Genomic DNA, 18,535 nt, shown 5'->3' with positions numbered 1-18,535 from the left:
CGTCCCCGGCCGCCGCCAATCCGGGATTCGGGCCGGACGCGCCGCCGACCCAGGACTTCATGTATCCGTCCATCGGCCAGAACTGCCTGGCCGACGGCGGCAACGTCATCGCCACCGCGTTGTCGGTGGCCGGCCCGGCCACCATTCCGACCCCGGGCCCCAAGGCCGGTCAGACCGCTTACGTGTTCACCGCGGTCGGCACGCCCGGGCCCGCCGAGATCCAGAAGCTGCCGTTGAACGTCACCTGGGTGAATCTGACCACCGGTAAGTCCGGCAGCGCGACCCTGCAACCTCGCTCAGACATCAACGCCGAGGGGCCGACGACACTGACCGCGATCGTCGACACCGGCTCGGGCAGCATCATGTCGACGATCTTCGGGCAGGTCAGCACCAAGGATCACCAGTGCAACTTCCTGCCCACCATCGGTTCGACGGTGGTGCCCTGAGCCGTTAGTAGGCCATGAACAAGATGGCGTCCCGGTCGTAGCTCATCCCGGGGTGCGCATCGGCGAGATGCTTCTGGGCCAGGTCGACCAGGTCGTCTTCGTCCTTGCCGACGATGGCCTCGCCACACGGGCAGTTCAGGTGGGTCTTCATTGTCGCCGCCTTTCCGTTGCGTTCTCAGCTGTCCCGGGCTTGCTTTGCAGCCTGCTTCTGGGCCTTTTTGGTGGACCGCACCTGTTGCAACGACGCCTCGTCGACGACGTCGGCGATCGACAGATGAGTGCCCGCCTCACCGTAAGCTCCTGCGGCGTCCCGCCAGCCCGGCGGGGTCACGCCGTACTGTTTGCCGAGCAGCGCCAGGAAGATCCGCGCCTTCTGCTCGCCGAAGCCGGGCAAGGCCTTGAGCCGTTTGAGCACCTCGGCCCCATCGGGCTCACCGGCCGTCCACAGCGCTGTGGTGTCGCCGCCGTACTGGTCGATGACCGCGCGGGCCAGGGCCTGGATCCGGCCCGCCATGGATCCCGGAAACCGGTGCACCGCAGGCTTTTCCGCGCATAGTGCGGCGAACTCCTCGGGGTCGCGGCCGGCGACGTCGTGCGGGTCCAGCCCACCCATCCGCTCGGCGATCTTCTGCGGGCCGGCGAACGCGACCTCCATGGGTATCTGCTGGTCGAGCAGCATGCCCGTGAGCAGGGCGAACGGATCCATCGAGAGGAGTTCGTCGGCCTCGGGGTCTTGAGCGAGGCAGAGTTTCGGCGTCATTGAGCCTCCTCTCTGCCGAAGCGGGCGATGCCAGCGCCCGCGTTACACCCACTGCGGAGAGCGTAACCCGTGATGCCCCGCGGGCCGATGGCCGGAGCCGCCCGCCAGTGCGGCCATCGGATCAAACTCCCGACCGAGTTCGTTCTCGAAGCGATCTCAGCCAGTTGTCGGCCCAAGAGTGGAGAATCAACCCGTGCACTCGAGAGCGAAAGAGACCCGCCAGATGCTTAAGGCGATCGCAGCCCTGTTGTTCACCGTTGGGGGCCTGGTGATTGTGCCGGCCCCGCGCGCCGACGCGGTGCCGTGTCTCCACCGAGGCCGGCAGCATGTCGTGCAGCACATGAACGGCAACCTCGACGCCGACTCTCGGTGGCACGTGCTGCGGGGAGAACAACCGACGTGCGACACCGCCGGCGGTTCCAAGAGCACCGAGGACACCTGGGAGCGTCGTCAGGAAGTTATAGACCGGGAGCGTCACCGGTGGTGATCTACACGTCGCGACCGCGGGGCCGGCTGCGGCTTCGGCACGAGTGCCCGTGTAGAACGAACCCGATTCTGCGGTGCCTACGTCTGTGTCGGTGGACTGTGGAACGGTATTAACGACAACCGACTTGCAGGAGGCAGCCATGAGACGTGTAGTGACAGCTCTCATCGGAGCGATGGTTACCGCGCTCGCCTTTGCCGCCACGGCCGGCGCGATACCGGACCAGGGCACGCCCGAGTTCGACACCTACATGCAGGGCCTGGAACGCAACGGGTTCAACTTGAATCCCGATACGGCATGGCGTGTCGCCCATCAGGCGTGCGAAGGCGGCCTTCCCGGCTTGATCGGATGGGAACTGGTCGCTCAGGGCGTCATCGGCCCGGGCGCGGACCAGCGCCTGATGGATGTGGCCCGCAAGTACGCCTGCCCCGTGCAGTAACTACCCGCTCTTACGGCGGAACTCCCGGCGGCTCTCCAACGGACCGTGCGACCGGGACTGCTTGGCACCGGCGTCCTTGTGCTCAGAACCCCCGGCCGATTTTGCGTTCTTGCGCTCCAATGCTTCGCGGAACTTGCGCTTGTTCTCGGCTGCGGCGGAATCTGATTCGGGCATGCCCGGAGCCTAGCGCTCGCGGCGGACCGCTGTCATCGAACCGACGTCAGCGCATGCCCGGCGGCATGCCGTACAGGTGGGTGATCGGCAGCGTCAGCAACACGCGGCGATCGGTGACCATCGCCTGGCGGTATTCGTCCCAATCCGGGTGCTCGCCGGCGATGTTGCGGTACAGCGCAACGAGCGCCTCGACGGTGTCGTCGTCGGGAGCGGCCGCCGGCGGCGTCAACGCAGCGTCGCCTTCGGCGACGGCATAGGACCACCCGTCGTCGGAACTGACCAGAACCGACGCCCGCGGGTCACGCCGCAGGTTGCGGGTCTTGGCCCGCGGTTCGGTGACCGACACCTGCACCGCCACCGTGCGGGGATCGAAGTGATACTGCACGTTCGACAACTGAGGGCGGCCATCACGTTTGATGGTGGCAAGCACGCCGAGCGAGTTTCCGCTGATCAATGCCAGCAACTTGTCGTCGAACACCCGGCGGCCCATCCCCGAAGCGTACCGATTGATGCGGGGGTTCGCCGTCGTTGTCGCCGCTGCGCTGACCCACGCCGGATTCACCGGCGTCCGCACCGTCTCGTCGACGGCCACCCGCGATCTGCGCACCCCGCGCAAGGTGCTGCGCTGAGGTGCCAACGGTAAAGTCGCCCAGGTGAGCCAGGCACAGAAAGTTTCCCTGACCGGTGTCTCCGAGACCGCGTTGCTGACCCTGAACGCACGGGCAACCGAAGCCCGCCGTCCCGACCGCATCCTCAACGATCCGATGGCGGTCCGGCTGGCGGATTCGATCGACTTCGACTTCGCGAAATTCGGCTCGACGCGCCAAGACATCGCCGTGCGCGCGCTGGGCATCGACGCCCAGGCCCAGCGCTTCCTTCGGCAACACCCGACCGGCACCGTGGTGGCGCTGGCCGAAGGCTTGCAGACCAGCTTCTGGCGACTCAGCGAAGCGGCGCCGGATCCGCAATTCCGGTGGCTCACAGTGGATCTTCCCCCGATCATCGAGATCCGCCAGCGACTGTTGCCGAAGGAGCCGCGGGTGTCGGTGTGCTCGCAATCGGCATTGGACTACAGCTGGATGGACCAGGTCGACAAGTCCGACGGCGTGTTCATCAGCGCCGAGGGCCTACTGATGTACCTGCAGCCCGAACAGTCGCTGGGGCTCATCGCCGAGTGCGCGCGCCGCTTTCCGGGCGGCCGGATGATCTTCGACCTGCCGCCGGCCTGGATAGGCTGGCTGATCCGCCACGGCGTGCCGACATCGCTGCGCTACCGGGCGCCGGCGATGCCGTTCACACTGTCTGCTGCCGACACCGCCAAGCTGGTGGACACCGTGCCGGGCATCCGGGCGGTCCACGACCTGCAACTGCCGCGCGGCCGCGGGTGGTTGTTCAACACCGTGCTGCCCAACGCCTACCGACTGCGATTCCTGGCCGATGCGCGGCCGTCGCTGACGCTGCTCGAATTCGGCTAACGACCACTTGTCTCGGCGTTGTCGAACGCCGCGTCGAGGTAGCGCAGCGCGTCGGCCTTGGCCAGGCCGACCGCGCGGGCCGCGGCGACGAAGGCAGCGGCGGCGGTCGTCATGGCCGCATCCGCCGGATCGCTGCTCGCCACGAAAGTGCCGAAACGGCCGCGGGTTTCGACGATGCCGGCGGCCTCCAGTTCCCGGTAGGCCCGCGCCACCGTATTGACCGCCAGACCGAGCTGCCCGGCCAGCTCCCGCACGGTCGGCAGTCGGGTTCCCGCCGGTAGGGCTCCTTGCCGCACCGCCTCGATCAGCTGAGTCCTGACCTGCTCGAACAGCGGCCCGCCCGGCCGCGTGTCGATCCGCAGCAGCTTGGTGAAGTCCATTCGCCCAGTATCCAGCTATGTTGGTGGCGTGCAGGTGGCGGTGTTCAGCGGTGCGGGGATCTCAGCGGAGAGCGGGGTGCCCACTTTTCGTGATGACGAGAAGGGGCTGTGGTCGCAGTACGACCCCTACGAGGTGTCCAGCATCGACGGCTGGAACCGGCAGCCGGAACTGGTCTGGGGCTGGTACCTGTGGCGCTGCCAGCTGGCCCGCCGCGTCGAACCGAACCTCGGTCATCGCGCCGTCGCCGACTGGGAGCAGCACGCCGAGGTCGACGTCATCACCCAGAACGTCGACAATCTGCATGAGCGCGGCGGCAGTTCCAGGGTCCACCACCTGCACGGCCGGATGTTCACCTTCCGTTGCGGGGATTGCGATCAGCCGCACGACCCGGAGGTGCCGGTGATGACCGAGCCGGTACTCGAGGTGGCGCCGCCGGTGTGCGAGTGTGGCGGATTGGTCCGCCCGGACGTCGTCTGGTTCGGCGAGAACCTGCCCGAGGAACCGTGGAACGCCGCGGTCGAGGCCATCGACAACGCCGACGTGCTGGTCGTGGTGGGCACCTCCGGCGTGGTCTATCCGGCAGCCGGCCTGCCCGAGCGGGCGTTGGAGCTCGGCAAAGTCGTCATCGAGGTCAACCCCGAGCCGACCCCGCTGTCGGAGCGGGCCACGGCGTATTTGCGCACCACCGCGTCGGCGGCGTTACCGGGGATGGTGCAGCGGTTGCCGTTCCTGCTGGGCCAGCGCTAGCGCGACTCCGGGTCGGTGTCAGCGCGGCTCAGGCCGGCCGGCTGGCGCAACCCAGCGCGAACTCCGAGACCGGCACCGGCGCCCACACCGGGAACTGGTGCCCGCGCCGCGACGTGCCGACGGTGAAGCCGGCGGCGGTGATCATCGCCTCGGTGTCACGGTGGGTATGACAATTGCCGAACAGCCTCGGCCAGAAGGTGGCGTCGGCCAGCCGCTGCAGCCCGCCGCGTGCGCCCCTGCTGGCGACATGCTCGAAGTAGCGCAGCTCGCCGCCGGGCTTGAGCAATGTGTACAGCTGCCGCAGCACCTGCTCAGGCTGATCCACCGAGCACAGCACCAATGAGCAAACAATCGCGTCGAATTGTTCGGCGGCGTCCAGGGCCTCGACGGTGCTCGCGACGACCGTCACCGGCACCGGCGCGGCAGCGGCGGCCTCCCGGGCGGCCTCGCGCAGTCGCGACTCCGGCTCGGGGGCCACCACCTCGGTCACGGTGTCGGGGTAGAAACCGAAGTTGCTTCCGGTGCCGGCACCGACTTCCAGCACTCGCCCGGAAAGCCCCTCGAGGTTCTCCCGGCGCCGGTCACGCAGCCAGTCGGTCTCGCGGCTGGACATGAAGGTCCAGATTCGAGCGAACAGCGGGTTGTCCAGGGTTACCGGAGATGCCATGCGGCCACCATAGCGGTGATCGCGAGCGCGGCGGAGCCGGGCGAAGCGGGTCACCGCCACCAGCCCAGCGGTGATCGCGAGCGCGGCGGAGCCGGGCGAAGCGGGCCACCGCCACGGGCTCAGCGGTGCTCGTGAGCCGGGCGACGCGGGTCACCGCGGACCCCGCTACCGACAGATGTGACGCCGATCACACCGCCAGTCAGCCAATCGGGCCGGTTTCAGCCGAAAAGTCTGGCAAACGCTACTCGTCAGTAGGATTGCCACCATTTCCCGAAACGTGACTCAAAGATCCCTTAATAGTTACCCATACGCTCAGGGTCATGTGGATCGACGACTCAAGTGCCGACGTGATCAAGGTTGACTTCGAGGCTCTCTACCACGGCGACCTTCTGGTCGAGGGCGACACCTCGGAGCAGCTCGAAGACTGGCGTCCGCTCGCCAGCTGACTGATCGGCGCGGCGTAACCGGCGCCTTTCACTAGCGCGCCCCTCCGCGACGGCGGCCGCCCGAATCCCGGCAGCCGCAATCCCCAACTCATCCTTTTCCTGCATTCAGCGTTGGGCCGCTGCATGCCCTCGGCAGCAACACCGGGCACCACAACGCCGAACGTGCAACCACCGCGAACGATCACCGAAAATTTCGCAGTGACTACACGCTCGGCGTGCGCCGTCGAACCCTCAGGCGGACGGGCCTGGCGCTATCGCGGTCAGGCGACGTTCTCCTCGTCCTCTTCCTCGAGCATGCCGGCCAGCCGACCGGAGATCAGCTCCTCGGCCTCGGACACGATCCGCGACACCAACTCCCCGACGGTCGGGATGTCGTTGATCAGCCCCATCGCGGTGCCCACCGACCAGATCCCGGCCTCGACGTCGCCGTCTTCGAAGACCTTGCGGCCCCGCACGCCGGCCACCAGCTCCTGCACGTCGGGGAACTGGCCGCCCTTGTCCAGGATCTCGACGACCTCACGCGAGACGGTGTTGGACGCCACCCGGGCGGTGTTGCGCAGCGGCCGGAAGATCAGCTCGGTGCCGCGCTCGTCGCCGGCGACGATGGCTTCCTTGACATTTTGGTGGATGCAGGACTCCACCGTGCACATGAACCGCGACCCCATGTTGATGCCGTCGGCGCCCAACGCCAGTGCGGCGACCAGGCCGCGGGCGTCGGCGAACCCGCCGGAGGCGATCATCGGGATCTCGATCTGGGCGGCCGCGGCCGGAATCAGCACCAGACCCGGGATGTCGTCCTCGCCGGGATGCCCGGCGCACTCGAAGCCGTCGATGCTGATGCCGTCGACCCCGAGGCTCTGCGCCTTGACCGCGTGGCGCACCGAGGTGCATTTGTGCAACACCTTGATGCCGTTGTCGTGAAACATCGGCAGGTGCGGCGCCGGGTTGGACCCGGCCGTCTCGACGATCTTGATACCGGCGTCAACGATCACCTGGCGGTACTCGTCATAAGGCGGCGGGTTGATCGTCGGCAGGATGGTCAGGTTCACCCCGAACGGCTTGTCGGTCAGATCCCGGGTCTTGGCGATCTCGTTGGCCAGATCCGCCGGGGTCGGCTGGGTGAGCGCCGTGAGAAACCCGAGTGCACCCGAGTTCGCCACCGCTGCAACGAGTTCCGCGCGGCCCACCCACTGCATCCCACCTTGGGCGATGGGATGCTCGACCCCGAAGACCTCGGTGAATTTCGTCGTGATGGTCATATCGGCTCCTTAGCTCTGCTCAAAACTCGTCGCGCACGCACTCATCGGGGCGCCATGCGGATCGCGCCGTCGAGGCGGATCACCTCGCCGTTGAGCATAGGGTTGCTGATGATGTGCTCGGCCAGCGCGCCGTACTCGTCGGGGTCGCCGAGGCGCGCCGGGTGCGGCACCTGCCCACCGAGCGAGCGCTGCGCCTCCTCGGGCAGCGAACCCAGCAGCGGGGTCTTGAACAGACCGGGCGCGATGGTGCAGACCCGGATCAGCTCGCGGGACAGATCGCGGGCGATCGGCAGCGTCATGCCGACCACGCCGCCCTTGGACGCCGAGTAGGCGGCCTGGCCGATCTGTCCTTCGAACGCGGCCACCGAGGCGGTGTTGATGATGACGCCGCGCTCCTCCCCGACCGGCTCGGTCTTGGCGATCCGCTCGGCGGCCAGCCGCAGCACGTTGAACGTGCCGATCAGGTTGACCTGCACGACCTTGGTGAACTCCTCCAGCGGGAACGCACCGTTCTTGCTCAGCGTCTTGATCGCGTTGCCGATGCCGGCGCAGTTGACGTTGATGCGCAACGGGCCCAGCGATTCGGCCACGTCCAGGGCCGCGGTGACCGCCTCGGCGTCGGTGACGTTGGCCTCGGCGAACCGGGCCCGGTCACCGAGTTCCGCGACCACATCGGCGCCCCGTAGGTCGATCACCACCACCTGCGCACCGGCGTCGAGCAGGCGTTTCGTCGTCGCCAAGCCCAGCCCGGAAGCGCCTCCGGTGACTACTGCCACCGCATCCTTGATCTGCACGTGCCATCCCTTCGTCGACCAACCACCTAGTTGGTCGGGACTATACCCAGTCCCCCAGGATGGTGGCGTTGTCGGCCCCCAGTACCGCCGGCGGCGTCGGGACGTCGGGAACGCTGCGGGAGAACCGCGGCGCCGGCATGGGCTGCAGATAACCGTCGACGTCGTAGAAGGTGTCACGTTCGGCGATGTGCGAGTCGGCCAGCACCTCGCCGAACGCCAGCACCGGCGCCACACAGGCATCGGAGGTGGCGAACACCTTCGCCCAGTGGTCACGGTCGTGCGCGGCGAACGCCTTGGTGAACACCTCGCGCAGTTCCGGCCAGCGGCTGGTGTCGTTCTGCGCGGGCAGCTCCGCCGGGTCCAGCCCCAGCTTGGCCAGGAGTTCGGCGAAGAACTGCGGCTCGATCGCGCCCACCGACATGTAGCGACCGTCGGAGCACTCGTAGGTGTCGTAGTAGGGAGCACCGGTGTCGAGCATGTTGACACCGCGCTCGTCGCTCCACAGGCCTTGCGCGCGGAAGCTCCACATCATCGCCCCGAGCATGCTGGAGCCGTCGACCATCGCCGCGTCGATCACCTGCCCCTTGCCCGAGCTCTGGCGCTCCCACAACGCCGACAGGATCCCGACCAACAGGAACATCGATCCGCCGCCGAAGTCACCGGCCAGGTTCAGCGGCGGTACCGGGCGCTCGCCCTTGCGGCCGATCGCGTGCAGCGTGCCGTTGAGCGAGATGTAGTTGATGTCGTGGCCGGCCTGCAGCGCGCGGGGACCGGTCTGCCCCCAGCCGGTCATCCGGCCGTAGATCAGCTTGTCGTTGATCTTTGCGCAGTCCTCCGGCCCCAGTCCGAGCCGCTCGGTGACGCCCGGCCGGAAGCCCTCGATCAGCACGTCGGCCTTGGCGACCAGTTTGAGCACCAGGTCGCGGCCCTCCGGCGACTTGAGGTCGGCGGTCACCGAACGCCGATTGCGCAGCATGGTGTCCTTCGACGCCTCGGCGCCGAATTTGGGCTGCCGATCGACTCGCACCACGTCGGCTCCCAGATCACCGAGGATCATCGCCGCGTGCGGCCCCGGCCCGATCCCCGCCAGTTCGATGACCCGCAAGCCCGCCAGTGGTCCCGCCATAACCGCCTCCTCGTCGTCTGCGCCTGTGATGTGCATCCTAAGGTGACACCCATGACGACTATCGACTCCGGCATCGACACCCTGGCACCGGTGGAGGGGCTATCCGTGACCCTGGCCGACGGCGTGCTGTCGGTGACCATCGACCGCCCCGACAGCCTCAACTCGCTGACCACCGGTGTGCTGGCCGGCATCGCCGACGCCATGGAGGGCGCCGCGCGCGATCCCCGGGTGCGGGCGGTACGACTCGGCGGCGCCGGACGTGGCTTCAGCTCGGGCGCAGGGATCAGTGCCGAGGACGCCTCCGACGGGGTGCCGACGGAGATCATCGTCGAGGCCAACCGCGCGATCCGGGCGATCGTGGCGCTGCCGCGGCCGGTGGTGGCCGTGGTCCAAGGCCCGGCCGCCGGCGTCGGGGTGTCGCTGGCCCTGGCCTGCGACCTGGTGCTGGCCTCCGACAAGGCGTTTTTTCTGTTGGCGTTCACCAAGATCGGGCTGATGCCCGACGGCGGCGCCTCGGCTCTGGTCGCCGCGGCGGTCGGCCGGATCCGGGCGATGCGGCTGGCGCTGTTGGCCGAACGGCTGTCGGCCGCCGACGCCCTCGATTGGGGACTGATCAGCGCGGTGTACCCGGCCGAGGATTTCGATGCCGAGGTCGACAAGGCACTGGCCGGGCTGCTGGCCGGGCCGGCGGCGGCGTTCGCCAAGACCAAGCACGCCATCAACGCCGCGACGCTGAGCGAGCTCGACGCGACGCTGGACCGCGAGTACGTCGGCCAGTCGATCCTGTTGAACGCCCACGACTTCCGGGAGGGCACCCGGGCGTTTCAGGACCGGCGCACGCCGAACTTCACCGACTCCTGAGGGACTCGGCGGCCCGCGAGCGTGCGCAAAAACGGTGTCGCACACGGTGTGTCAACCGGGGACACGCACGCTCGCGCAAGGGGGCTGGGCTACATCCCGAAGATCGACGGCAGCGCGAGCACCATCATCAGTCCCCACACCAGATGCGTCAGCACCGGCGCCAATACCCCGCCGGTGGCGCGGCGCTCGATGGCGCAGACCGTGCCGAGCACCAGCGCGGCGACCCCGATCATCAGATTCCCGGCGGCCATCATCGCCGCAATGTAGAGCAGCGTCGAGAACACCAGCGGGTAGCGGCGGCCGAAAGCACTGAAAAGCGCACCGCGGAAGAACATCTCCTCGGCGATCGCATTGACGATGGCGATCAGCACCACCAGCCGCCAGGAGACCTGGGTGGTGTAGTCCAGGATCGCGATCACCTGGTCGGCCAGCATCGGAATCTGCTGCACCGCCATCCCTGCCAGCAGGAACACCCCGCCGAGCACCAGGCCGACGCCGGCGCCGGTGAACACCGGCCGTTCGTTGCGGCCCCGGAACCGCACCGCGCCCAGGTGCAGCGGGCCGGACACCACCGCGCCGAGCGACCAGATCACTGCCAACGCCAGCGAGAGCTGGTAGAACGCCGCGTCGCCGGGATTCTTGGTGTGCATGAAAGCCAGCACCGCGGCGCCGAGCAGCACCACCACCGCGACGACGACACGACGCCGCTGCACCACGGCCCGTGACTCGTGGTACGGCGGGGAGACCTTGGACAAGATGTCGGTGAACTCGCGCAGCAGGCCGGGCCGGGCCGAACTGGTCTGGGTCATGCCCTCGAACGTAGCGGCCCAACACCGTTCGGTGGCCTGGATTGCGTCAGTTCGCCCGGTGGACTTCGATCAGCCGCCGATAGGCCGCGGCGTTGTGCCGGTTATTGCGGATCTCGGCCTCGCTGAGCTCCCGCCGCACCCGCCCCGGCACCCCCGACACCAACGACCGCGGCGGCACCACCGTGCCCTGCGGGATGACCGCGCCGGCCGCGATCAGGGAGCCCGCACCCACCACAGCGCCGTTGAGGATGATGGCTCCCATCCCGATCAGCGAGTCGTCCTCGACGGTGCAACCGTGCAGCACCGCGTTGTGCCCGACGCTGACGCGGGCCCCGACCCGGACCGGGAACTCCTTGTCGACGTGGACGGTCACCCCATCCTGGATGTTGGTGTCGACGCCGATCTCGATCGGTTCCACCTCGGCGCGCAGCGTCGCCGAATACCAGACACTGGCTCGGGCGGCCAGGTGGACCTGCCCGATCAGGCTGGCATTCGGCGCCACCCACGATTCCGGGTGCAGCTGCGGGGCGCGACCACTAATGGGGATGATCAGCGGCTCGGGCACGTCGCTCAACGGGCCTTCCACACCGGTGCGCGCTTCTCGGCGAACGCCCGCGGCCCCTCCTTGGCATCCTCGGACTTCAGCAACGCACTGAACTCACGGCCGGTCCGGGCCCAATCGGCCGCCTCGCCGGCCATGACACCGTCGTCGACGCCGTAGGCGATCCGCTTGCTGGCCCGCACCGACAGCGGCGCGTTGCCGGTGATCCGTTCCGCCAGTTCCAGCGCGGCCTCCAGTGCCCCGCCGTCGGGAACCACCTGGTTCACCAGCCCCCAGCGCGCGGCGTCGGCGGCCGACATCGGCTCCCCGGTGTAGAGCAGCTCCAGGGCGACCTTGCGGGGTAGCTGGTCGATGATGCGGAACACCCCGCCGGCGCCGGCGATCAGGCCCCGCTTGACCTCGGGCAGCCCGAACTGGGCGCGCTGCTCGGCGATCACCAGGTCGCTTGCCAGTGCGATCTCGGTGCCGCCGCCCAGCGCGGTGCCGTTGACCGCGGCGATGGTGGGCTTGTCGATGAAGTGCTGCACGTAGCCGGCGAAACCCCACTCCGGGTGTTCGGGGTGATAGATGTTCTCCCGGTTGGCGATCGCCTTGAGATCGGCGCCGGCGCTGAAGGATTTGTCCCCCGCACCGGTGAGCACCACCGCCCGCACCTCATCGTCGCTCTGGGCCTGCGCCAACGCGTCGCCGATCCCCGCGCTGACCGCGCCGTTGATGGCATTGCGGGCTTCGGGCCGGTTGATGGTGATCAGCAGTACGCCACCGTCGCGCCGCTCAACGAGAACGGCCGCGTCACTCACAGCAGCTCCAGGATGGTGGCGTTGGCCTGGCCGCCGCCCTCGCACATGGTCTGCAGGCCGTAGCGGATCCCGTTGGCGCGCATGTGGTACAGCATGGTGGTCATGATCCGGGCGCCGGAACCGCCCAGCGGGTGGCCCAGCGCGATCGCCCCGCCGTTGGGGTTGAGCTTCTTCGCATCCGCGCCGATCTCGGCCAGCCAGGCCATCGGCACCGGGGCGAACGCCTCGTTGACCTCGAACACCCCGATGTCATCGACGCTGAGGCCGCTGCGCTGCAGCGCCTTCTGGGTGGCCGGGATCGGGGCGCTCAGCATCATCACCGGGTCGGCGCCGGCCAGCGTGGCGGTGTGCACCCGCGCCAGCGGGGTCAGCCCCAACTCGCGCGCCTTGGCCGCCGACATGAACAGCAGCGCCGCCGAACCGTCGGAGATCTGGCTGGAGTTGCCGGCGTGGATGACGCCGTCTTCCTTGAACGCCGGCTTGAGCTGGGCCATCTTCTCGATGGTGGTGCCGCGGCGGATGCCCTCGTCGTCGCTGACGGCATTCCCCTCAGCATCCTTGATCGCGACGATCTCGTCTTTGAACGCGCCGGAATCCTGGGCAGCGGCGGCCTTCTCGTGCGAGGCCAGCGCGAACTCGTCGAGCGCGGTGCGGTCCAGGCCCCACTTCTCGGCCATCATCTCCGCGCCGATGCCCTGGTTGGGGGTCTGGCTGTAGCGGTTGCGGAACGCCTCCGGGTAGGGGTGTCCACCGTTGGCCAGCGATGAGCCCATCGGGGTGCGTGACATCGATTCGACGCCGCCGGCGACGACGACGTCGTAGTGCCCGGCGACCACACCGGCGGCGGCGAAGTGCACCGACTGCTGGCTGGATCCGCACTGGCGGTCCACCGTCACCCCCGGCACGGACTCGGGCCACCCGGCGGCCAGCAGCGCGGTCCGGCCGATGTCCAGGGCCTGCTCGCCGGCCTGCATCACGCAACCCCAGATCACGTCGTCGACCAAGCCGGGGTCCACACCCGCCCGGGTGACCAACCCGTTGAGCACCTGGGCGGACAGTTCCGCCGGGTGGACCCCCGACAGACCGCCGTTGCGCTTGCCGATCGGCGAACGCACCGCTTCTACGATGACTGCTTCGGCCATGGGTGTTCTCCTTTGTTGCTTCGGGGCTGGTTGCCCTCGATTGTCAACCGCGGCGCTCGGCTGGTGTCAACGGGGGTCGCTCCACGCTTCGCGTACGGTCAAAGGCATGGCACGCGTCGTGATCTTCGGCGGCCACGGCAAGGTCGCCCTGCTGCTCAGCCCGATCCTGTCCGAGCGCGGCGATCAGGTGACATCGGTGTTCCGCAACCCCGACCACAGCGAAGAAGTGGCGGTGACCGGCGCGGTCCCGGTGGTGGCCGACATCGAACAGCTGGACACCGACGCCCTGGCGGAACTGGTCGCCGGCCACGACGCGGTGGTGTTCTCCGCCGGGGCCGGCGGCGGCAACCCCGCCCGGACCTACGCGGTGGACCGCGACGCCGCGATCCGGGTCATCGATGCCGCCGGGCAGGCCGGGGTGCGCCGATTCGTGATGGTGTCCTATTTCGGCGCCGGGCCAGGGCACGGCGTGCCCGAGGACGATGCGTTCTTCCCGTACGCGCAGGCCAAGGCCGCCGCCGACGCTCATCTGCGAGCGAGCGACCTCGACTGGACGGTGCTCGGTCCCAGCCGGCTCACCCTCGAACCGGCCACCGGCCGCATCGAGACGGGCGCCGCAACCGGCAGGGGAACGGTCTCGCGAGCCAATGTCGCACAGGTGATCGCGGCCTGCCTGGTCGAGCCGTCAACGAGTCGCCGCACCATCGAGTTCAACGATGGCGAGACCCCCATCCTGGAGGCCCTGCAAGCCAGTTGACCAGGTAGTCTTGGCCACGCAACTGGTTTGCCGGTACCGCCGCAAGGTGGTGTCGGCATCGAGCACAACGTGGGTTTTCCGCGGTGTGCGAGAGGGAACCCGGTGAGAATCCGGGACTGTCCCGCAGCGGTATGCAGGAACGACCGCCGTCCAAGGCACTGGTCACGAAGTGACTGGGAAGCGACGGCCACTAGGAGCACTTCGGTGCGCGCCTGCGAGTCCGAAGACCTGCCCGTTGTGCCGGGCGCGCCGCGCCTGGCGGATCACCGCCTCGCGGAATGGGCGTCTGGTTTTTGAGGGTTATAGTGCATTAAATGTGCACGGGACCGGATTGGCTGGACGACCGCCGGCGGTGACCCACCCTCCGATTGAAGGATCAGATCGTGACCGCTCAACCCTTTACCTCCACCATTCTCGGCTCACCGCGGATCGGTCCGCGCCGCGAGCTCAAGCGCGCCACCGAGAGTTACTGGGCCGGCCGGATCGGACAGGACGAACTGCGGAACGTCGCAGCCGGCCTGCGCCGTGACGGCTGGGCGCAGCTGGCCGACGCCGGCCTGGACTCGATACCGGTGAATACCTTCTCCTACTACGACCAGATGCTCGACACCGCGGTGCTGCTCGGTGCACTGCCGGCTCGGGTCGCCGGGGTGGCCGACGAGCTGGACCGCTACTTCGCTGCGGCCCGGGGCAACTCCGAGATCGCCCCGCTGGAGATGACCAAGTGGTTCGACACCAACTATCACTACATCGTCCCGGAGATCAGCCCGGACACCACGTTCGCACTCAACCCGGCCAAGGTGCTCGCCGAGCTGGCCGAGGCCAAGGAGCAGGGCTTCGGCGGAAACGTGGCCCGGCCGGTGATCATCGGACCCGTCACGTTCCTGCTGCTGAGCAAGGCCGTCGACGGAGCACCGGCGCCGATCTTCCGCCTCGACGAGCTGACCGACGTCTACGCCGAACTGCTGGGCAAGCTGGCCGACGCCGGGGCCGAGTGGGTGCAGATCGACGAACCGGTGCTGGTGACCGACGTCGCCGCCGACGCCCCCGCCCTGGCCGAACAGGTCTACGCCCGGCTGGGCGGGCTGAGTAGGCGGCCGGCGATCTTCGTCGCCACCTACTTCGGCGACCCGGGCGCGGCCCTGCCGGCGCTCGCGCGCACCCCCGTCGAGGCGATCGGTGTCGATCTGGTCTACGGCCCGAACACCAAGATCGCGTCGGTGCCGGAGCTGGCCTCCAAGACGCTGGTCGCCGGTGTGGTCGACGGCCGCAACATCTGGCGCACCGACCTGCAGGCCGCGCTGGCCAAGCTGGCGTCGCTGCTGGGTTCGGTCGGCTCGCTGGCGGTCTCCACATCCTGCTCGACGCTGCACGTGCCCTACACGCTCGACGGTGAGACCGGGCTCGACGACGCCTTGCGCAGCTGGCTGGCCTTCGGTTCCGAAAAGGTGAGCGAGGTGGCCACCCTGGCCCGCGCCCTGCGTGAGGGCCGCGAGGCCGTCGCCGACGAGATCGCCGCGTCCAACGCCGCCGTCGCGTCCCGCAAGTCCGATCCGCGGCTGAACAACGCCGATGTCCGCGGCCGGATCGCGACCCTCACCGCGTCCGGCGCGCACCGCGGCAGCGCCGAGGCACGCCGCGCCGCCCAGGCCGAACGGCTGCACCTGCCGCCGCTGCCCACCACCACCATCGGGTCGTTCCCGCAGACCGTCGACATCCGCAAGGCCCGGGCCGCGCTGGTCGCCGGTGAGATCGACCAGGCGGAGTACACCCGCCGGATGAAGGCAGAGATCGCCGCGGTGATCAAGCTCCAGGAGGGCCTCGGCCTGGACGTGCTGGTGCACGGCGAGCCGGAGCGCAACGACATGGTGCAGTACTTCGCCGAGCAGTTGGGTGGGTTCTTCGCCACCGCCAACGGCTGGGTCCAGTCCTACGGCAGCCGGTGCGTGCGTCCGCCGGTGCTGTTCGGTGACGTCTCCCGGCCGCAGCCGATGACCACTGAGTGGGCCACCTATGCCCAGTCGCTGACCGACAAGCCGGTCAAGGGCATGCTCACCGGTCCGGTGACCATCCTGGCGTGGTCGTTCGTCCGCGACGACCAGCCGCTGGCCGACACCGCCAACCAGGTGGCGCTGGCGATTCGCGACGAGACGGTGGATCTCGAGTCCGCCGGCATCGCGGTGATCCAGGTCGACGAGCCGGCGCTGCGGGAACTGCTGCCGCTGCGCAAGGCCGACCAGGAGGCCTACCTGACGTGGGCGGTCGGCGCGTTCCGGCTGTCGACGTCGGGGGTGTCGGATGCGACCCAGATCCACACCCACCTGTGCTACTCGGAGTTCGGCGAGGTGATCGGGGCCATCGCCGACCTGGATGCCGACGTCACCTCGATCGAGGCTGCCCGCTCGCACATGGAGGTGCTCGACGACCTCAACGCGATCGGGTTCTCCAACGGGGTGGGGCCAGGTGTCTACGACATCCACTCCCCGCGGGTGCCGTCCACCGACGAGATGGCCACCTCATTGCGGGAAGCACTTGACGCCGTTCCGGCGCAGCGCCTGTGGGTGAACCCGGACTGCGGCTTGAAGACCCGCAAGACCGACGAGGTGACCGCCTCGCTGGCCAACCTGGTCGCCGCGGCGAAGCAGGCCCGCGCCAACGTGTAAGGCCTGACCCGCGTCGCCGAGCGTGCGCCTGCTGCGAAAGGATTGTGAAAATCTCGCAGTAGGTGCACGCTCGGCGCGCAGGAGGAGCAGATATGGACTTCACCACCATTCGTCATGAGGTCGAAGACGGCATTCTGACCCTTTACCTCGACCGCCCGGACAACCTCAACGCGTTCACCGTCGAGATGGCCGACGAGTTGGAGCGCACCTTCGTCGAGGTCAACGATGACGACGCGGTCCGCGCGGTGATCGTCACCGGGTCGGGACGCGCGTTCTGCGCGGGGATGGACCTGTCGGGTTCCGGCAACGTGTTCGGCCTCGATGAGACCAAGTCCCCGACGCTGGCCGACATGGCCGACCTCGATGACCCGGAGCTGGCCCGGGTACGCGACACCGGCGGGCAGGCCACGCTGGCGATCTATAACTGCCGCAAGCCGGTGATCGCCGCGGTCAACGGACCCGCGGTCGGGATCGGCGCCACCATGATGCTGGCGATGGACGCGCGATTGTTCTCCACCAAGGCGCGATTCGGTCTGGTGTTCGGCAAGCTGGGCATCACCCCGGAGGCATGTTCGACGTGGTTCCTGCCCCGGATCGTCGGGATGCCAACGGCATTGGATCTGCTATACCGTGCCGACATTCTGGATGCGCAAGCTGCGCAGGCCTGTGGGATCGCGCAATCCCTGCACGAACCCGAGGCGCTGCTGGCCGACGCCCGCGCGCTGGCCGACGCCTGGACCAAGGGCCGCTCCCCGGTGTCGTTCGCGTTGATACGCCAGATGCTCTACCGCAACTCCGCGCAGCCAGACCCGCATGCGGCGCACCGGGTGGACTCGCTGGCGATGTTCTACACCAGCATCGGCGACGGTGCCGACGGGGTGCGCGCCTTCCTGGAGAAGCGCGATCCGCAGTTCACCTCCCGGGCCTCGGCGATGCCGCCGTTCTACGATGAGTGGGTGCGCGAGCGGTAACCGGTGCCGCCGGCCGGCTGAAATCGACTGAGTTCACCCATATTTCAAGTGCGGTCTCGACTGCGTTCAGCCGCAGGCCGCCTAGCGCGGCTATCTTCGGTGGCGAAGGGGAGTAGTTCCTAACCGCCGCCAGGCGGATGTGAATGGTCGTCAGTACGGCGGGCCACCCCGCCCGGCCATTCAGCGGGCCTATCACTTTCCGTGAGCGAGACCTTCGGACGATGAACCGTGTCGACCGAGAGTTTTCGCCTGCTCGCCTAGGCATATTCGGTCGCCGAACGAAGGAGACCGATGCCCCCCTCGATAGCCGCTCTCATCGATGACACCGAACCGGAACTGGATTCGTTGTACGACGCGCTTGCCGCGGTCGAGAGCCAGCCGCCCAACGAGCACGACGAGGTGGCCGAGGGTGAGCAACCTCGCTCCGCCCCCGCTCCCGGCGATGGCTTGTTGGCCGTCAGCACCGCCGCGATGGCCGGTATCACCGCCGTCGGCCTGGGCATCTCGCTGGCCGGCCGCGCGCTGCGGTTCCCGCGGCTGCCGGCCAGCGTCCAAGGCGCCGTGGTCGCCCTGGACCATCAGCCGCGGCTGCGCCGACTGCTCGAGGAACGCATCGGCAAGCGCGCGACCGACACCGCGTTAGGGTTGGCATCCACCACCGCCAATGCGCTCGCCCTGGCACCGTCGATGCTGGCGGTGGATCTGGCGATCAACACGCTCAAAGCCGCCGAAACCCGCGCCGTGGCACGGGCGTGGTCGCGACGCGACCCGG

23 protein-coding genes, 1 pseudogene and 1 riboswitch are annotated in these 18,535 nt (G+C 68.5%); of the genes and pseudogenes, 11 read left to right on the top strand and 13 right to left on the bottom strand.

The window, feature by feature from the left end:
* A partial coding sequence (locus tag DQP56_RS16145) for an Rv1157c family protein (protein ID WP_435673874.1) occupies positions 1–446 on the top strand: 446 nt, incomplete at its 5' end.
* A 4-nt stretch (positions 447–450) separates the two neighbouring features.
* Here DQP56_RS16145 and DQP56_RS16140 read toward each other — a convergent pair.
* Entirely contained in the window at positions 451–597 is a 147-nt protein-coding gene (locus DQP56_RS16140; protein ID WP_013828086.1) for a hypothetical protein, read from the bottom strand.
* 24 nt (positions 598–621) lie between these two features.
* Positions 622–1,206: an HhH-GPD-type base excision DNA repair protein gene (locus DQP56_RS16135; protein WP_112687071.1), complete on the bottom strand. Its 585-nt coding sequence runs from the start codon at positions 1,204–1,206 to the stop codon at positions 622–624.
* A gap of 193 nt (positions 1,207–1,399) precedes the next feature.
* On the opposite strand from DQP56_RS16135, the gene DQP56_RS16130 reads away from it, so the two are divergent.
* Together DQP56_RS16130 and DQP56_RS16125 are read left to right on the top strand one after the other, a co-directional pair.
* Positions 1,400–1,693, top strand: coding sequence for a DUF7199 family protein (locus DQP56_RS16130; protein WP_112687069.1), 294 nt, complete (start codon positions 1,400–1,402; stop codon positions 1,691–1,693).
* 139 nt (positions 1,694–1,832) lie between these two features.
* Complete coding sequence (locus DQP56_RS16125) at positions 1,833–2,129, top strand: DUF732 domain-containing protein (RefSeq protein WP_112687067.1); 297 nt, start codon at positions 1,833–1,835, stop codon at positions 2,127–2,129.
* Here the strand turns inward: DQP56_RS16125 and DQP56_RS16120 are convergent, their stop codons facing one another.
* Both DQP56_RS16120 and DQP56_RS16115 read right to left on the bottom strand, forming a co-directional pair.
* On the bottom strand, positions 2,130–2,303 hold the full coding sequence (locus DQP56_RS16120) for a DUF5302 domain-containing protein (RefSeq protein WP_013828083.1): 174 nt from the start codon (positions 2,301–2,303) through the stop codon (positions 2,130–2,132). It abuts the gene before it with no gap.
* 46 nt (positions 2,304–2,349) lie between these two features.
* Complete coding sequence (locus DQP56_RS16115) at positions 2,350–2,793, bottom strand: PPOX class F420-dependent oxidoreductase (RefSeq protein ID WP_112687065.1); 444 nt, start codon at positions 2,791–2,793, stop codon at positions 2,350–2,352.
* Positions 2,794–2,956: 163 nt separating this feature from the next.
* Here DQP56_RS16115 and DQP56_RS16110 point away from each other — a divergent pair, with 163 nt between their 5' ends.
* Positions 2,957–3,778 (top strand): class I SAM-dependent methyltransferase, encoded by an 822-nt coding sequence (locus DQP56_RS16110; protein ID WP_112687063.1) that lies wholly within the window; start codon positions 2,957–2,959, stop codon positions 3,776–3,778.
* On the opposite strand, the gene DQP56_RS16105 is transcribed toward DQP56_RS16110, so the two are convergent.
* Positions 3,775–4,158 carry an Rv1152 family transcriptional regulator gene (locus DQP56_RS16105; protein WP_112687061.1) on the bottom strand — a complete coding sequence of 128 codons (384 nt, stop codon included), beginning with the start codon at positions 4,156–4,158 and terminating at the stop codon, positions 3,775–3,777. The genes DQP56_RS16110 and DQP56_RS16105 overlap by 4 nt on opposite strands.
* A 28-nt stretch (positions 4,159–4,186) precedes the next feature.
* On the opposite strand from DQP56_RS16105, the gene DQP56_RS16100 reads away from it, so the two are divergent.
* Positions 4,187–4,906 carry an NAD-dependent deacylase gene (locus DQP56_RS16100; protein ID WP_112687059.1) on the top strand — a complete coding sequence of 240 codons (720 nt, stop codon included), beginning with the start codon at positions 4,187–4,189 and terminating at the stop codon, positions 4,904–4,906.
* A 28-nt stretch (positions 4,907–4,934) separates the two neighbouring features.
* On the opposite strand, the gene DQP56_RS16095 is transcribed toward DQP56_RS16100, so the two are convergent.
* Positions 4,935–5,573 carry a class I SAM-dependent methyltransferase gene (locus DQP56_RS16095; protein ID WP_112687057.1) on the bottom strand — a complete coding sequence of 213 codons (639 nt, stop codon included), beginning with the start codon at positions 5,571–5,573 and terminating at the stop codon, positions 4,935–4,937.
* 320 nt (positions 5,574–5,893) lie between these two features.
* Between DQP56_RS16095 and DQP56_RS25605 the strand changes: the two genes are divergently transcribed.
* Positions 5,894–6,019, top strand: a complete 126-nt coding sequence (locus tag DQP56_RS25605) for a hypothetical protein (RefSeq protein WP_272937721.1) — start codon at positions 5,894–5,896, stop codon at positions 6,017–6,019.
* 260 nt (positions 6,020–6,279) lie between these two features.
* Here the strand turns inward: DQP56_RS25605 and DQP56_RS16090 are convergent, their stop codons facing one another.
* The 3 genes from DQP56_RS16090 to DQP56_RS16080 are packed head-to-tail and all read right to left on the bottom strand — an operon-like array spanning position 6,280 to position 9,198.
* Positions 6,280–7,278, bottom strand: coding sequence for an NAD(P)H-dependent flavin oxidoreductase (locus DQP56_RS16090; RefSeq protein ID WP_112687055.1), 999 nt, complete (start codon positions 7,276–7,278; stop codon positions 6,280–6,282).
* Between the two features lie 41 nt (positions 7,279–7,319).
* Positions 7,320–8,072 (bottom strand): 3-hydroxyacyl-CoA dehydrogenase, encoded by a 753-nt coding sequence (locus DQP56_RS16085; protein WP_112687053.1) that lies wholly within the window; start codon positions 8,070–8,072, stop codon positions 7,320–7,322.
* A gap of 40 nt (positions 8,073–8,112) precedes the next feature.
* The gene (locus DQP56_RS16080) at positions 8,113–9,198 is read right to left on the bottom strand and encodes a CaiB/BaiF CoA transferase family protein (protein ID WP_112687077.1); all 1,086 of its coding nucleotides are present in this window, start codon (positions 9,196–9,198) and stop codon (positions 8,113–8,115) included.
* Positions 9,199–9,249: 51 nt separating this feature from the next.
* On the opposite strand from DQP56_RS16080, the gene DQP56_RS16075 reads away from it, so the two are divergent.
* Positions 9,250–10,059, top strand: coding sequence for an enoyl-CoA hydratase (locus DQP56_RS16075; RefSeq protein WP_112687051.1), 810 nt, complete (start codon positions 9,250–9,252; stop codon positions 10,057–10,059).
* Positions 10,060–10,148: 89 nt separating this feature from the next.
* Here DQP56_RS16075 and DQP56_RS16070 read toward each other — a convergent pair whose 3' ends face one another.
* From DQP56_RS16070 to DQP56_RS16055, 4 genes are read right to left on the bottom strand one after another with little or no spacing between them, the layout of a single operon-like run.
* A complete protein-coding gene (locus tag DQP56_RS16070; protein ID WP_112687049.1) occupies positions 10,149–10,868 on the bottom strand; it encodes a CPBP family intramembrane glutamic endopeptidase in 720 nt (239 codons plus the stop codon).
* A 46-nt stretch (positions 10,869–10,914) separates the two neighbouring features.
* Entirely contained in the window at positions 10,915–11,433 is a 519-nt protein-coding gene (locus tag DQP56_RS16065; RefSeq protein ID WP_112687075.1) for a gamma carbonic anhydrase family protein, read from the bottom strand.
* 5 nt (positions 11,434–11,438) lie between these two features.
* Positions 11,439–12,230, bottom strand: coding sequence for a crotonase/enoyl-CoA hydratase family protein (locus DQP56_RS16060; protein WP_112687047.1), 792 nt, complete (start codon positions 12,228–12,230; stop codon positions 11,439–11,441).
* Positions 12,227–13,372 carry a thiolase family protein gene (locus DQP56_RS16055; protein WP_112687045.1) on the bottom strand — a complete coding sequence of 382 codons (1,146 nt, stop codon included), beginning with the start codon at positions 13,370–13,372 and terminating at the stop codon, positions 12,227–12,229. Before DQP56_RS16055 ends, DQP56_RS16060 begins: the two co-directional genes overlap by 4 nt.
* Before the next feature lie 106 nt (positions 13,373–13,478).
* Between DQP56_RS16055 and DQP56_RS16050 the strand changes: the two genes are divergently transcribed.
* The 4 genes and pseudogenes from DQP56_RS16050 to DQP56_RS16035 all read left to right on the top strand — a co-directional run.
* Positions 13,479–14,129 (top strand): SDR family oxidoreductase, encoded by a 651-nt coding sequence (locus DQP56_RS16050; protein WP_112687043.1) that lies wholly within the window; start codon positions 13,479–13,481, stop codon positions 14,127–14,129.
* Positions 14,130–14,183: 54 nt separating this feature from the next.
* Positions 14,184–14,377, top strand: a riboswitch (cobalamin riboswitch).
* 120 nt (positions 14,378–14,497) lie between these two features.
* Complete coding sequence (metE, locus tag DQP56_RS16045) at positions 14,498–16,792, top strand: 5-methyltetrahydropteroyltriglutamate--homocysteine S-methyltransferase (RefSeq protein ID WP_435673873.1); 2,295 nt, start codon at positions 14,498–14,500, stop codon at positions 16,790–16,792.
* Between the two features lie 92 nt (positions 16,793–16,884).
* Positions 16,885–17,763: a crotonase/enoyl-CoA hydratase family protein gene (locus DQP56_RS16040; RefSeq protein ID WP_112687041.1), complete on the top strand. Its 879-nt coding sequence runs from the start codon at positions 16,885–16,887 to the stop codon at positions 17,761–17,763.
* A gap of 291 nt (positions 17,764–18,054) precedes the next feature.
* Positions 18,055–18,535 (top strand): annotated as a pseudogene (locus DQP56_RS16035) (cation-translocating P-type ATPase); the annotation flags it as partial.

Source organism: Mycolicibacter senuensis (assembly GCF_003284925.1).
In the GTDB taxonomy this organism is placed as follows: Bacteria; Actinomycetota; Actinomycetes; order Mycobacteriales; family Mycobacteriaceae; genus Mycobacterium; species Mycobacterium algericum_A.
The sequence above is the reverse complement of the archived record's forward strand: the minus strand, read 5'-3'. Positions and strand labels throughout refer to the sequence as shown.